Here is a 13,066-nt window from a genome sequence, read left to right as displayed (position 1 = left end):
TTCCTTCAATTAAACAAAGTAATGAGTGACGTACCCGGGCCATGCTGTATCCGGGTACAATCCGAAACACTTTCAGTTAAACGCTCTTCAGTACGATTGCCGTCCCCATACCACCACCGACACACAACGTGGCAAGGCCATGCTCTGTACCACGACGGCGCATTTCATGCAGAAGGCTTACAATGATACGGTTACCTGACGCACCCAGCGGGTGACCCAGTGCAATCGCACCACCATTTACGTTTGAACGCTCAGCTAAATCTTCAACCTGAGTATCCAACTCGTCCGCCAGCTCGTGCAGCACACCCAGAGCCTGACCGGCGAACGCTTCATTGAATTCAAATAAACCGACATCACCGATTTTCAGCTCTGCCTTGTCCAGAGCTTTCACAACTGCCGGTACCGGACCGAGGCCCATAATTTCCGGAGCAACACCAGCCTGAGCATAGCTTTCGATTTCAGCCAGTGGAGTCAGGCCATATTTCTCAACAGCCGCTTCAGAGGCAACAATAATAGCGCTGGCACCATCATTAATCCCCGAGGCGTTACCGGCAGTCACCGAGCCACCTTCTTTCTTGAATGCGGCGCGCAGTTTAGCCAGCCCTTCGATAGTGGCATCAGCTTTCGGGTATTCGTCGGTATCGACAACGTTTGTCTTACGACGGACAGTGACTTCTACAGGTATAATCTCTTCGGCAAACTTGCCTTGCTCAATGGCTGCTACCGCCTTCTGCTGGCTGGCAAGTGCAAAGTTGTCTTGTTGCTCACGGTTCAGGCCAACTTTTGCAACAACGTTCTCGGCCGTTACACCCATGTGATAGTTATTGAAGACATCTGTCAGGCCATCAGAAATCAGCAGGTCAGACATTTCAAGGCCACCCATTTTCTGACCATCACGAATTTTCGCTGGTAGACAGAATGGAATTTGTGACATGTTTTCCGCACCTGCCGCGACAACAAGGTCGGCATCGCCGGCTTTGATGTGAGAAGCTGCATCCATTACCGCTTTCATACCACTACCACAAACCATATTCAGGCTGTAAGCCGGAACTTCCTGTGGAATATCGGCGTATATCGCAGCCTGACGGCCGGGGCCCATGCCCTGGCCCGCACCTACCACATTGCCAAGAATCACTTCATCCAGATGGGCAGGATCAATCTTGGCATCCTTGATAGCCGCTTTGATTGCGACAGCGGCTAGCTGAGCAGCCGGCACTGATTTTAGTGCGCCGTTAAAGCTACCAAGAGGAGTACGTTTTGCAGCTACAATAAAAACTTTAGTCATTTTTTAAGCGTCCTTAATTAAAAAAATCTAAACCAACCGTTAATGCATGTACAAACCGCCGTTCACAGACAATGTCTCGCCTGTAATATATGCTGCAGCATCACTTGCGAGGAAGGTTACCGCTGCAGCCACTTCGCCAGGTGCAGCAAGACGCTTCATTGGAATTTCAGCTTTAATAGCATCGAGTACTTCCGGCTTAATTGCTTCCACCATTGGTGTGCCGGTATAACCCGGGGCAATGGCATTTACAGTTACACCAGAACGTGCACCTTCAGCAGCCAGCGCTTTAGTAAAACCAATCATTCCCGCTTTCGCTGCTGAATAATTTGTCTGACCAAACTGACCTTTCAACCCATTAACTGAAGAGATATTAATAATACGGGCATTGCCGTGCTCACACATTGAAGCAAATAATGGGTGAGTTACATTAAACAAGCTATTTAAGTTTGTTGAAATAACTTCATTCCATTGTTCTGCTGTCATTCGCTTAAATGTCGTATCACGCGTTATACCAGCATTATTAACCAACACATCAATGTTACCCTCTTCTTTCAGCAATGTTGCCAAAGCCTCTTCGCAGTATGCCGTATCCGTAACATCTAGAGGGTATAGCCTAACCTGATCTTCTGAATAATTATTCTCTTTAAACCATTCTTTCGCCTTGGTTCCTCCGTTCGGGAAGTATGTTGCAATTACTCGATACCCCGCTTCAACCAAAGCAGTTGTAATTGAAGAACCAATACCACCTTTCGCACCAGTTACTAATGCTTTTTTACTCATTACAGAAGACTCCATTCCATCATTGATGCTGCTATATCACCTTGAATTAAATGATATTATTATCAAAATTTAAACAAGGGCACTAACCAACCAAACTGATTCTCAGTTTTTCTTTCCAAATCTGTTGTTGCATCGTAGCGGTCGAAAACGACAGTTCCGTGACCTTTATGTTGCATGAATATTATAAGAACACACGCACATAGCAATATCAACACACTGCATCAATGGTCGTACCAATATTCCTGCATAGAATCACACTTGACCGATGTAACCATTTCAGCGATAAATATTGTTGATATGTTACATATATGATGCATTAACAATGCCAAGTAGATAGAAAGGTTCTAATTAGCCTTAAATAATAGAATTGAGTAACAAATGAAATGAAATAATTGAAAAGTTGCACTGCTTATATGCATAACTGCACAATAACGGACAGCATAAAATAGCGATTATTGATGGGTATTTAAATAATATCGATTACCAATTAAGTTGTTAATTACATTTCTGGTAACTATCATTTCAAAAAAATTTTAGATCTCTATAAAAAAATAAAAAGCCGGGCGAAATTACCCCAGCTTTTTATTCTGTCATTACTCTGTTTTACAAACAATTATCAAGCATGCCTTGTGTCACTATAAAGTCGATTATTTCCGGCAATCCTTTCCCTTCTTTTAAATTAGTGAATACATAGGGCTTATTTGGCCGCATTCGCTTCGTATCTTGATCCATAATTTCCAGCGACGCACCAACATACGGGGCCAAATCGATCTTGTTTATTACGAGCAAGTCCGACCGGGTAATACCCGGGCCTCCTTTTCTCGGAATCTTCTCCCCTTCGGCGACATCAATGACATAAATCGTCAAATCGGCCAGCTCGGGGCTGAAAGTCGCACTCAGGTTATCGCCGCCGCTCTCGATAAAGACCACATCAAGGCTCTTGTGCCTTGCTGCCAGCTCTTCGACCGCCGCCAGGTTCATCGAGGCGTCTTCCCGAATCGCCGTATGAGGACAGCCGCCAGTCTCGACACCTATGATTCGGTCAGCATCCAGGACCTCTGCTCGGGTCAGGATCTTGGCATCTTCCTGGGTGTAAATATCATTGGTCACCACGGCGATGTTGTACTTATCCCTAATGGTTTTACACAGTATCTCCAACAATGCTGTCTTTCCCGACCCTACCGGGCCGCCGACGCCAATCCGTAATGGTGATTTGTATTCTGTCATAGTTACTTCCCTAAGATCGGTAAAGTCTGGTGTATTGAGTCTCGTGCTGGCTGCTGGCTATCGCCTGCGCCGCTGTAAAGCTGCCGATTTCATGGTCCTGAACCCGTTGCGAGGCTGTCAGGGCATCAGGTAACAGCTGTGACATCAACAGCAATATCTGCTGTCCGGCACTCTGGCCCAAGGGGATAAGCTTCACCCCCGCCATCGTTGCATTTTCGAGCCAGCTCCAGAGATAACCGGCATTTAACGCTGCCGAATTAATTCCCCAGTGATTCGCCGCCAACGCAAACCCGGCCAGTTGATTAGCTTCCGCATAGCTCAAGTCTTGTGGCGAAAACGACTCATTCAGTTGCGCGAGTAATCTTGCTGTCGCCTTCCCTCTCTGCTGCTCTTCCAGACGTAACTCCTTGGTTTCACGATTAACATATAACCAATGGTTCCAGTGAGTTACTGTAGGTAAATCGTTCTGTTCATAGGCCGTGTATAAACGAGATAATATTGGTAGCTCCAGTGTTACCAGGCTATGGTGAAGCACATCTGTCAGCCAGTGCTGCAGGCTTGCCTGATCGGTTACCCAGCCTTTTTCTATTGCCCATTCAAGCCCCTGCGAATAGGTAAATGCACCAATCGGTAATGAGGGGCTCATTAGCTGATAAAGGCGAAAGTCCGGTAATAGATGTCTGGTATTGGGCATAATCACCTGCCATGCAAATTAGCTAGCAAGTGCCAGTAAAGTACCGCTCATCGCCAGCAGGGCACTCTGCCACTTAGGGTTAAGGTACTGGCCTAGCTTGTAACCACTCATGGCTAACAGGCCGGCGCCTACTAGCATGCCGGGAGCAAAAGCAGCCAAGCCGGAAGCTGAGGCCTCTAGTCCATGTGCCCAGCCATGGAACATAACAGCAACAACTGCCAGTACAGACAGTACGACTGACCAGCCATTACTCCCTGCTCGCTGACGGCTATACACGGCAACAGATGCAACAAACACGGAAGCCAGAATCATCGCTTCAATACCTGTTGCAAAGCCCGACAGTGCACCAAACCCGAGACCAAGCAGCATACTGAACAAAGCAGCCAGCATAATGCGCGCTTGTTGATTTCTTTGCTTATACTGGGCGGCAATCAACCCCACACCCACTAACATAACCAGATGATCTAATCCGGTGATCGGATGGGTAACACCAGAGAAAAAAGAAGAGAACAACCCGCTTTCTAGTGGGCCATGACCGCTGTGAGCCATCGCCGAACCAGAGGCCAGCAATAATGCTGCAGATCCAGATGATACTAGTGAGCGGGTATGAATTAATTTAACCATATCTTTTCCTTTCGCTATTGTTATCAAGCTTCATGCTTTATCTGTTATTGATATCTTGCCTTAGCCACTGCCGGTTTAATGGCTATGGTGGCTGTGTTCATCGGAGTGTTGGTGTCCATGGCTATGTCCAATATGTGAGTGCCCACTACTTGCACCACCGTAGGCACCGGCCTCGGGCTCGAACGGAGCCGTTTCCGCCGTCACTTCGGCCCCCAATCCTACGACCATCTCGTCCAGCACATGGTCATGCTGATATCGCACCCAGTCAGGCTCTATCTGCAACGGGACGTGACGGTTACCCAAGTGGTAGCAAACCCGTGCCATAAGATGCGGGTCGGAACAGTAGACAGTAGACACTGCCTCTTCGGCTGCCAGCACCCTGACCAACACCCCCTGCTCGCTTCGCAACAAATCGCCGTTTCGCAGGATCTTGCCGCGTGGTAAAAACAGCCCGGCTTCTCTGCCATCGTCCAGCTTGAGCTTCAGACGGCTTTTAATCCTTGAGTCAATTGGCAGGCTAAGCGTTGCGCTACCGGTTAATGATGCTGACTCCTGTGCTGTCAAAATCTGAGTTAGAACAATCATCAGTGATCCTCAAAATAAGAAATAACGCTGTGCCATCGGCAATACCTCTGCCGGCTCGCACACCAGCAGCTCTCCGTTGGCACGTACCTGGTATGTCTGTGAATCAACCTCAATATTGGGTTGCCAGTCATTCAGCACCATGTCGCTCTTGGTTATGGTGCGGCACCCTTTGGCGATGCCAATCAAACTTTGCAAACCAAGCTGTTCGTCAATGCCAGCTGACTTCGCCGATGCCGAAACAAACAGCATCGATGTGTTCTGGCTGGCTTTGCCGTAGCTGCCAAACATCGATCGATAATGTACAGGCTGTGGTGTTGGGATCGACGCATTCGGATCGCCCATCGGAGCGGCGGCAATCATGCCTCCCTTGATGATGGTGCTGGGCTTGATCCCGAAAAAGGCCGGCTTCCAAAGCACTAAATCGGCAAGTTTTCCTATCTCGATAGACCCGACTTCATGACTGATCCCGTGAGTAATTGCCGGATTAATGGTGTACTTAGCGATATAGCGTTTGAGGCGATAATTGTCGCTATAGCTTGTATCCTGCGGCAGGCTGCCACGCTGCACTTTCATCTTATGGGCAGTCTGCCAGGTACGCGTGATCACCTCACCGACTCGCCCCATCGCCTGAGAGTCGGACGCAATCATTGAGAACGCCCCCAGATCATGAAGAATATCTTCGGCAGCAATGGTCTCCCGCCGGATCCGGGATTCGGCAAAGGCAACATCTTCTGCAATCGAAGGCGAAAGATGATGGCAGACCATCAGCATATCCAGGTGCTCATCAACAGTATTGACCGTATAGGGTCGGGTCGGATTGGTCGATGAAGGCAGTACGTTGGATTCACCGCAGGCGCGGATAATATCCGGCGCATGGCCACCTCCTGCACCTTCGGTGTGGTAGGTATGGATCACCCGCTCGCCGATCGCAGCCAAGGTTGACTCAACGAAGCCGGATTCATTCAGCGTATCGGTATGAATAGCGACCTGAACATCGGTGTCTTCGGCGACTGTCATACAGTTATCAATCGAGGCCGGTGTGGTTCCCCAGTCTTCATGAAGCTTCAGGCCGATAGCTCCGGCCTCAACCTGTTCATGCAACGCTTCAGGCAAGCTGGCATTCCCTTTGCCGAGAAGGCCAAAGTTCATCGGAAAAGAATCCAGCGCTTCGAGCATTCGGTGAATATTCCACGGACCCGGTGTACAGGTCGTCGCATTAGTGCCTGTCGCAGGTCCTGTACCTCCGCCAAGCATGGTAGTGATCCCCGAGCACAGAGCCTCTTCAATCTGCTGTGGACAAATAAAATGAATATGGGAGTCGATTCCTCCGGCAGTCAGAATAGCGCCCTCACCCGCCAGGATTTCTGTGCCCGGGCCAATCACGATATCGACACCAGACTGCACATCAGGGTTCCCCGCCTTACCAATGGCACTGATCCGGCCGTCTTTGACTGCCACATCGGCTTTGACAATCCCCCAGTAATCGAGAATTACGGCATTGGTGATCACTAAATCGGGTGTGAACGACGACGGCAACTGACTCTGCCCCATTCCGTCACGGATGACTTTACCACCACCAAATTTCACTTCGTCACCGTAGCGGGTATAGTCTTTCTCAACCTCCAGCCACAGCTCGGTATCAGCCAGACGCAACCGGTCACCAACAGTCGGGCCAAACATTTCACCATAGGCTTGCCTTGAAATTGTCGCCATTTATTCCTCCGCCTCCCTGCTGTCAAGTTCTATCGCCAATGCGGACTGCCCGACAGAGCCCATGACCTTGCCCTGAAATCCATAAATAGTCTGCGTACCGCCGAAACTTACCAGCTCTACCGTTCGTGACTGCCCGGGTTCGAAACGAGTAGCCGTACCCGCAGCAATATTGAGCCGGTAGCCCAGCGTAGCCTCGCGTTCGAATTCCAACGCTTCGTTGGCTTCAAAGAAATGGTAATGGGAGCCAATCTGTATCGGTCGATCCCCCAAGTTGGCCACCGACACCGTCAGCACAGGTTTGCCCACATTCAGTTCAACCTCACCCTCGGCACATTGAAGCTCGCCGGGGATCATCGCGCGGGACACGTCTTGTTGATCGTCTGACATCACTCACCTCATACAATCGGATCATGGACGGTGACCAGCTTGGTACCGTCAGGAAACGTCGCTTCTACCTGAACGTCGCTAATCATTGCAGCAACGCCTTCCATCACCTCGTCTGCAGACAAGATTGTCCGGCCAAAATCCATCAACTCCGCGACGGTTCGTCCTTCTCTGGCCCCTTCCATGATCGCCGCACTAATCAAAGCCACCGACTCCGGATAGTTGAGTTTCAGGCCTTTGTCACGGCGTCGCTCAGCCAGAAGAGCTGCAGTAAAAATAAGCAACTTATCCTTTTCTCTGGGTGTTAATTCCATCTATTCCTCCAGCAAACCCTATCGCCACCAGGACTATGTTCCCGGCACTCATCAGGGTGTCATCAAGGCAAAGCTTATAAGCGATCAGGTCGCCCAAATTCTGGGAGTGTTTGGTTTATGGCCAAACCAGGTACGCCTAACTGACAACCAAACCTGAGTAAACAGCGCCATCATTGGCTCGGTACCGTCTCCCATCGCCCTGACGATCATCACCCTGTGCTCACCGCTGCTGTCCGTTACTTCAGTCACACCAGCTACTACCTTGTTTTCCAATAAGTAATCCTGATAGTCACAAAGCAAGGTCTGTACCATATTGAGCAAGGGCTCGTCAGATTCAGTCACTATCATGGTGCCCAACATCGGATTGCCCCGCAGGCCTGCACTTTGCTGGTGCTGATCACCGCCCTGTACATTCAGTTGCTCTGCAATAATCAGCTCATTTCCAATCCTGAGCTGGGTGCAACCGACGACACTCCCACTGGTAAAGCCCTCTTTTAGTGCAGGTCGCCCAAAACAGTGCATTTCCCAACCCATAAATCGGCCTCCGGGCTCGATATCGATCTCGGTATCCAGCCTGACCCGCGCTTCCGGAAAATAGATATTCTCCTGCGGCAGCCACTCAAGCATGGCGCCTTTTTCTACCGAGAGATGCTGACGCTGATAGGCGTATTTTCCCGAAGAGCGATAAAACTTTGTCGCACCGGGTGTGGTAATTAATGCCTTGGCATCAGTCTCCGAACGGGCAGAAATTGACAGCTTGTCTCCGCCGACAACACCGCCGGGGGGATGAAGCAAATACGTGTGACAAACATCGCCTTCAGGATAGAGCGGGCGCTGAACCGCAAGCGGGCCAAGTTGCTTGCGGTGCTTCAATACCGTTTTGGTGGCATTGGCCGAAAATCCCAGTTCCAACCGCGCCCGCCACCCCTGCTGCGATTCAAGATCGTCAGGCAAAGGTTTGGGTGTGATAGAAGCAATATTAGTTAGCGGAGACTTTATCTCGATGCTGTTATGGATTGCCGTCATACAGTCAGATACTCCTTGATCAGTTTGTCGTTAAGGCTGGCCATTTCTCCCTTGGCAACAGCCCGCCCACGATCAAGCAAACAAAAGTTGTCACCGACTTTTCGTGCAAAAGGGAGCTTTTGTTCAACCAGCAAAACTGTGAGTCCCAACTCGTGGTTCAACCGGCGAATGATGTCGCCAATTTCCTGGACGATATTGGGCTGGATTCCCTCAGTCGGTTCGTCCAGTATCAGCAAGCTCGGGTTGACGACCAGTGCCCGGGCGATAGCCAGTTGTTGCTGCTGGCCCCCGCTCAAGTCTCCGCCACGACGATGGAGCATCTCTTTCAGCACCGGGAAAAGCTCGTAGATAAACTCGGGAATTTTGCGATCGCCCTTAGCTCGGATAGGCAGGCCGATCTGCAGGTTCTCTTCAACACTCAGCAACGGAAAAATCTGTCGCCCCTGAGGTACATACCCAACACCATGGCGGGGACGACTCTCTGCCGACAATTTGCTGATATCTTTCCCCTGCAGCACGATTTCACCACTTTTGACCGGCAATAACCCCATCACACATTGCAGCAAGGTTGTTTTCCCGACCCCGTTGCGTCCCATCAGTACCGTGCACTTCCCTTCGGGAATGCTGATATCCAAATCCCACAGGGTGTGGCTCTCGCCATAAAATTGATTCAGTCCTTTGATTTCCAGCATCACGACTCTCCCAAATAGACTTCTTTGACACGTGGATCAGACTGCACCTCGCTCATCGAGCCTTCGGCCAGCATATGGCCCTGATGCAGAACAGACACCTTGCTGGCAATCGAGCGCACAAAATCCATATCATGCTCAACCACCACCACCGAATGAGCCCCGGCCAGTGATGTCAGCAACTCTGCCGTTCGATCCATTTCCTGATGGGTCATCCCCGCGACAGGTTCATCCACCAGCAACAGCTTAGGTTTCTGCATCAGCAGCATGCCGATCTCCAGCCATTGCTTCTGACCGTGGGACAAGTTACCTGCCAACAGGTCAGCATGATTTTCAAGGCCAATGAGAGTCAGTACCCGGTTTAGCTCGTCGCGCTGCTCCCCGTTAAGACTGGCTCTGAATACACGCCAGACACTGCGCTCCCCGGCCATTGCCAGTTCCAGGTTGTGCCACACCGACAGGCACTCAAACACTGTCGGTTTTTGGAACTTCCGGCCGACACCGGCATTGGCTATCTCGGCTTCGTCCATTTGCAGAAGATTGATATTGGAGCCCAGCCAGACCTGCCCTTCATCAGGCTGGGTCTTACCGGTAATGATGTCCATCATGGTGGTCTTCCCGGCACCATTCGGGCCGATAATGCAGCGCAGCTCTCCTTCCTTGATATACAGGTTCAAATCGTTGATCGCCTTGAATCCGTCAAATGACTTGGTTACCCCTTCGAGATACAACAAAATGTTGTGGCGGGTATCGAGCAAGGGGTGCTGTTGCGGTTTGAGAAAATCAAAAACCTGATCCCGGCGAACAAAGTTCTTTACCGAGTTACGAAACTGCACCGGCAACCAATGAGACTGATCCAGCTTCTCGGGCGAGAGCTGCTGAGGAATCGTGGTCATAATGCGGCCTCCTTACGAGACGAAGAGCGAGAAGACTTGCGAGCGAAGAAGTCAGAGAGAAATCCGGTGACGCCCTTAGGCAGGAACAATGTCGCCAATACAAACAAGCTACCTAACGCAAATAGCCAGACTTCGGGGAATTCGATGGTGAACCAGCTCTTGGCATAGTTGATAAGCAAGGCACCGACGATAGCACCGAACAAGGTCGCCCGACCGCCCAGCGCAACCCACACCACGATCTCGATTGAATTAAGTGGCGCAAATTCCCCTGGATTGATAATGCCAACCTGCGGCACATACAAGGCACCGGCGATACCGGCCAGTACTGCTGACAGCACAAAAATCCATAACTTGAATTGATCGACGTTGTACCCAATAAAGCGTACCCGAGATTCAGCATCCCGGGTTGCAACGGCAACTTTGCCCAATCGGCTGGATATCACCGCACGACAGGTTATATAGCCAGCAATTAGCGCGACTACCGAGGCGATAAACAAAGCAATCCGAGTGCTGTCCGCCTGAAGGCTAAAGCCAAGAAGATCCTTGAAATCTGTCAGGCCGTTGTTACCACCGAATCCCATTTCATTGCGGAAGAAAGCCAGCATCAAAGCGAACGTCAGTGCCTGAGTCATGATCGACAGGTACACGCCCGAGACCCGGGAACGAAAAGCCAGATAACCAAACACCCACGCCAGCACACCCGGAACCAGAACCACCATCAGGCAGGCAAACCAGAACATATCAAAGCCATACCAGAACCAGGGCAGCTCTTTCCAGTTCAGGAAAACCATGAAATCGGGCAACACAGGATCGCCATAGACACCGCGGTCGCCAATCTGGCGCATCAAGTACATGCCCATGGCATAACCGCCAAGTGCAAAGAAGGCCCCATGACCAAGGCTCAAAATACCGAGGTAGCCCCAAACCAAATCCACAGCCAGTGCCAGCAAGGCGTAAGTCAGGTATTTGCCAAGCAGCGTGATGGTGTATGTCTCGACATGAAGAAAATGCCCCTGCGGCACCAGCAGATTTAGTGCCGGAATAACGAATCCAGCCACCAGCAGTAAGCTCAGCAGCAACTGACCACCGCGATCGTCCTTTAAGATTGTTTTAAGCATGCCTTATCCCTCCACCGCACGGCCACGCGGAGGGAACAAGCCCCGCGGTCGTTTCTGGATAAACAGAATGATAAAGACCAGTACGAGTATTTTTGCCAGCACCGCCCCGGCCCATGGCTCCAGAACCTTGTTGAAAATGCCAAGGCTTACTCCTGCAACCAGGGTTCCCCATAAATTGCCGACACCACCGAATACCACTACCATGAAGGAATCGATAATGTAGCTCTGCCCCATGTTGGGTCCAACATTGGTCAGCTGGGACAGCGCAACACCAGCCACACCGGCAACACCCGAGCCCAGGCCGAACGTCATGGCATCGACCCATTCGGAACGCACTCCCATCGCCCGTGCCATTGCCCGGTTCTGGGAGACAGCACGCACCTGAAGCCCGAGCGGCGTCTTCTTGAGAACAAACACCAGGGCTGTGAACACCAATAGACAAAAAATGATGATGTACAAGCGGTTATAGGTAAGAGAGAGCATCGGATTGATTTCAAGCATCCCGCTCATCCAATCCGGGGTAGCAACTGATCGGTTTAAGGGGGAGAAGATACTGCGAACGGCCTGCTGCAGAATAAGGCTGATACCGAATGTAGCCAGCAAGGTTTCCAGCGGCCTGCCGTACAAAAAGCGGATAACGCCACGCTCAATAGCAATACCCACCAAGCCGGAAACGACAAATGCCGCGGGGATCGATAAAATCAGCGACAAACCAATATTGTTTGGCATCAGTTGCTGCATCACGTAGGTGGTATAAGCCCCCAGCATGATCAGCTCACCGTGGGCCATATTGATCACCCCCATCACACCAAAGGTGATTGCCAACCCAATCCCTGCCAGCACCAATACAGATCCCAAGCTCAAGCCAAAGTAGAGTGTCTCTGCCGTGTTATAAATCCGCTGGCTCTGCTGATAGTCATCTAATGCACGCTCAATTCCGGCGATAAATTCAGCATTACTCTCGTCCTTGGCCAACTCAACATCAAGCGCATGACTCAAAGCCTGAAAAGCCACCGGCTCCAAAGAATTGCTCAGAAGAGCCAGCGCAACCTCGCGAACTACGGGATCTGACGCGGTGATATCGGCAACAGCCAGCACCAAAGCAAGCTCTTCTTTCACCCTTGGTGATAATTCACTCTGGTAGGCGCTTTTAACAAGGAGTTGAACACTCTCAACTGTATTACCCTGCAAGCTTTTTGCAGCCTGTAGTCTTAATTCCTCACTGTCAGCACTTAAGTCCAACTGGGCTATACCCAAACGGATCGCCTTACGCAGCCGGTTATTCAGCGCAACTTTCTTGTAGTCACGCTTATTGCTGATCACCTGAGCGTCAGCCCCTACGCCTTCTAGCCCATCAGCAATAGATACTGCTTGCTTACCTACGGCCAGCTCGGGGATCAAAAACAACTGCCTGCTCTTTTTCTGATAGAAAACCTGGCCGTCGAGCAAGCCGGTTAACATCATCTTGGCCGCAGGATGACGAGTTTCAGCCAGCCATTCGATGGCTTGTTGTTTCTTGGCAAAGTTACGTTGTGACAACTGAGCCTCGACATCAGAAAATGACGCTACATGGCTACTGCCTGCAGCAATTGAAATAGCGGAGAAAATCATTAATACGAAGCCCAGCAACGTCGCGGGCACAAATCGGTATAAAGGCGTTGCCTGTATCGGCAGCCGCCATCTATTTATTGTCATCATGGTACTCATCCAGAAACCCGTTAAACACGCCTC

At 50.6% G+C, this 13,066-nt stretch carries 14 protein-coding genes; all 14 read right to left on the bottom strand.

The features are described 5' to 3' along the window. Window positions 1-76: 76 nt before the first annotated feature. The 14 genes from L4D19_RS16055 to urtB all read right to left on the bottom strand — a co-directional run bounded on the left by L4D19_RS16055 (window position 77) and on the right by urtB (window position 13,030). The gene (locus tag L4D19_RS16055; RefSeq protein ID WP_160653958.1) at window positions 77-1,285 is read right to left on the bottom strand and encodes an acetyl-CoA C-acetyltransferase; all 1,209 of its coding nucleotides are present in this window, start codon (window positions 1,283-1,285) and stop codon (window positions 77-79) included. A gap of 39 nt (window positions 1,286-1,324) precedes the next feature. Next, window positions 1,325-2,065 (bottom strand): SDR family oxidoreductase, encoded by a 741-nt coding sequence (locus L4D19_RS16050; protein WP_428453278.1) that lies wholly within the window; start codon window positions 2,063-2,065, stop codon window positions 1,325-1,327. Between the two features lie 603 nt (window positions 2,066-2,668). Further along, window positions 2,669-3,292 carry an urease accessory protein UreG gene (ureG, locus tag L4D19_RS16045; RefSeq protein WP_428453277.1) on the bottom strand — a complete coding sequence of 208 codons (624 nt, stop codon included), beginning with the start codon at window positions 3,290-3,292 and terminating at the stop codon, window positions 2,669-2,671. Between the two features lie 10 nt (window positions 3,293-3,302). Further along, window positions 3,303-3,986, bottom strand: a complete 684-nt coding sequence (locus tag L4D19_RS16040) for an urease accessory protein UreF (protein ID WP_428453276.1) — start codon at window positions 3,984-3,986, stop codon at window positions 3,303-3,305. An 18-nt stretch (window positions 3,987-4,004) separates the two neighbouring features. Then, window positions 4,005-4,610 (bottom strand): HupE/UreJ family protein, encoded by a 606-nt coding sequence (locus tag L4D19_RS16035; protein ID WP_428453275.1) that lies wholly within the window; start codon window positions 4,608-4,610, stop codon window positions 4,005-4,007. 75 nt (window positions 4,611-4,685) lie between these two features. Next, window positions 4,686-5,195, bottom strand: a complete 510-nt coding sequence (gene ureE, locus L4D19_RS16030) for an urease accessory protein UreE (protein WP_428453274.1) — start codon at window positions 5,193-5,195, stop codon at window positions 4,686-4,688. A 9-nt stretch (window positions 5,196-5,204) separates the two neighbouring features. Next, the gene (gene ureC, locus L4D19_RS16025) at window positions 5,205-6,908 is read right to left on the bottom strand and encodes an urease subunit alpha (RefSeq protein ID WP_428453273.1); all 1,704 of its coding nucleotides are present in this window, start codon (window positions 6,906-6,908) and stop codon (window positions 5,205-5,207) included. Next, the gene (locus L4D19_RS16020; RefSeq protein WP_428453272.1) at window positions 6,909-7,295 is read right to left on the bottom strand and encodes an urease subunit beta; all 387 of its coding nucleotides are present in this window, start codon (window positions 7,293-7,295) and stop codon (window positions 6,909-6,911) included. It abuts the gene before it with no gap. Window positions 7,296-7,303: 8 nt separating this feature from the next. Next, on the bottom strand, window positions 7,304-7,606 hold the full coding sequence (gene ureA, locus L4D19_RS16015; protein WP_428453271.1) for an urease subunit gamma: 303 nt from the start codon (window positions 7,604-7,606) through the stop codon (window positions 7,304-7,306). 84 nt (window positions 7,607-7,690) lie between these two features. Continuing rightward, window positions 7,691-8,632 carry an urease accessory protein UreD gene (locus L4D19_RS16010; protein WP_428453270.1) on the bottom strand — a complete coding sequence of 314 codons (942 nt, stop codon included), beginning with the start codon at window positions 8,630-8,632 and terminating at the stop codon, window positions 7,691-7,693. Further along, complete coding sequence (gene urtE, locus L4D19_RS16005) at window positions 8,629-9,324, bottom strand: urea ABC transporter ATP-binding subunit UrtE (RefSeq protein ID WP_428453269.1); 696 nt, start codon at window positions 9,322-9,324, stop codon at window positions 8,629-8,631. The genes L4D19_RS16010 and urtE overlap by 4 nt, the downstream gene beginning before the upstream one ends. After that, window positions 9,324-10,217, bottom strand: a complete 894-nt coding sequence (urtD, locus tag L4D19_RS16000; protein ID WP_428453268.1) for an urea ABC transporter ATP-binding protein UrtD — start codon at window positions 10,215-10,217, stop codon at window positions 9,324-9,326. The genes urtE and urtD overlap by 1 nt, the downstream gene beginning before the upstream one ends. Further along, entirely contained in the window at window positions 10,214-11,335 is a 1,122-nt protein-coding gene (urtC, locus tag L4D19_RS15995) for an urea ABC transporter permease subunit UrtC (RefSeq protein WP_428453267.1), read from the bottom strand. Before urtC ends, urtD begins: the two co-directional genes overlap by 4 nt. Before the next feature lie 3 nt (window positions 11,336-11,338). Further along, window positions 11,339-13,030: an urea ABC transporter permease subunit UrtB gene (gene urtB, locus L4D19_RS15990; RefSeq protein ID WP_428453437.1), complete on the bottom strand. Its 1,692-nt coding sequence runs from the start codon at window positions 13,028-13,030 to the stop codon at window positions 11,339-11,341. Window positions 13,031-13,066: the final 36 nt, after the last annotated feature.

The sequence above is a fragment of the Photobacterium kasasachensis genome, assembly GCF_050336885.1.
GTDB classification, from domain to species: Bacteria; Pseudomonadota; Gammaproteobacteria; order Enterobacterales; family Vibrionaceae; genus Photobacterium; species Photobacterium kasasachensis.
The sequence above is the reverse complement of the archived record's forward strand: the minus strand, read 5'-3'. Positions and strand labels throughout refer to the sequence as shown.

What these genes read in the sequence shown, in the direction of transcription:
- urtC (WP_428453267.1), bottom strand. Translation starts at nt 11,335, where the DNA reads ATGCTTAAAACAATCTTAAAGGACGATCGCGGTGGTCAGTTGCTGCTG.
- ureG (WP_428453277.1), bottom strand. Translation starts at nt 3,292, where the DNA reads ATGACAGAATACAAATCACCATTACGGATTGGCGTCGGCGGCCCGGTA.
- L4D19_RS16055 (WP_160653958.1), bottom strand. Translation starts at nt 1,285, where the DNA reads ATGACTAAAGTTTTTATTGTAGCTGCAAAACGTACTCCTCTTGGTAGC.
- L4D19_RS16010 (WP_428453270.1), bottom strand. Translation starts at nt 8,632, where the DNA reads ATGACGGCAATCCATAACAGCATCGAGATAAAGTCTCCGCTAACTAAT.
- ureC (WP_428453273.1), bottom strand. Translation starts at nt 6,908, where the DNA reads ATGGCGACAATTTCAAGGCAAGCCTATGGTGAAATGTTTGGCCCGACT.
- L4D19_RS16035 (WP_428453275.1), bottom strand. Translation starts at nt 4,610, where the DNA reads ATGGTTAAATTAATTCATACCCGCTCACTAGTATCATCTGGATCTGCA.
- urtD (WP_428453268.1), bottom strand. Translation starts at nt 10,217, where the DNA reads ATGACCACGATTCCTCAGCAGCTCTCGCCCGAGAAGCTGGATCAGTCT.
- urtB (WP_428453437.1), bottom strand. Translation starts at nt 13,030, where the DNA reads ATGACAATAAATAGATGGCGGCTGCCGATACAGGCAACGCCTTTATAC.
- L4D19_RS16050 (WP_428453278.1), bottom strand. Translation starts at nt 2,065, where the DNA reads ATGAGTAAAAAAGCATTAGTAACTGGTGCGAAAGGTGGTATTGGTTCT.
- urtE (WP_428453269.1), bottom strand. Translation starts at nt 9,324, where the DNA reads ATGCTGGAAATCAAAGGACTGAATCAATTTTATGGCGAGAGCCACACC.
- ureE (WP_428453274.1), bottom strand. Translation starts at nt 5,195, where the DNA reads ATGATTGTTCTAACTCAGATTTTGACAGCACAGGAGTCAGCATCATTA.
- L4D19_RS16040 (WP_428453276.1), bottom strand. Translation starts at nt 3,986, where the DNA reads ATGCCCAATACCAGACATCTATTACCGGACTTTCGCCTTTATCAGCTA.
- L4D19_RS16020 (WP_428453272.1), bottom strand. Translation starts at nt 7,295, where the DNA reads ATGTCAGACGATCAACAAGACGTGTCCCGCGCGATGATCCCCGGCGAG.
- ureA (WP_428453271.1), bottom strand. Translation starts at nt 7,606, where the DNA reads ATGGAATTAACACCCAGAGAAAAGGATAAGTTGCTTATTTTTACTGCA.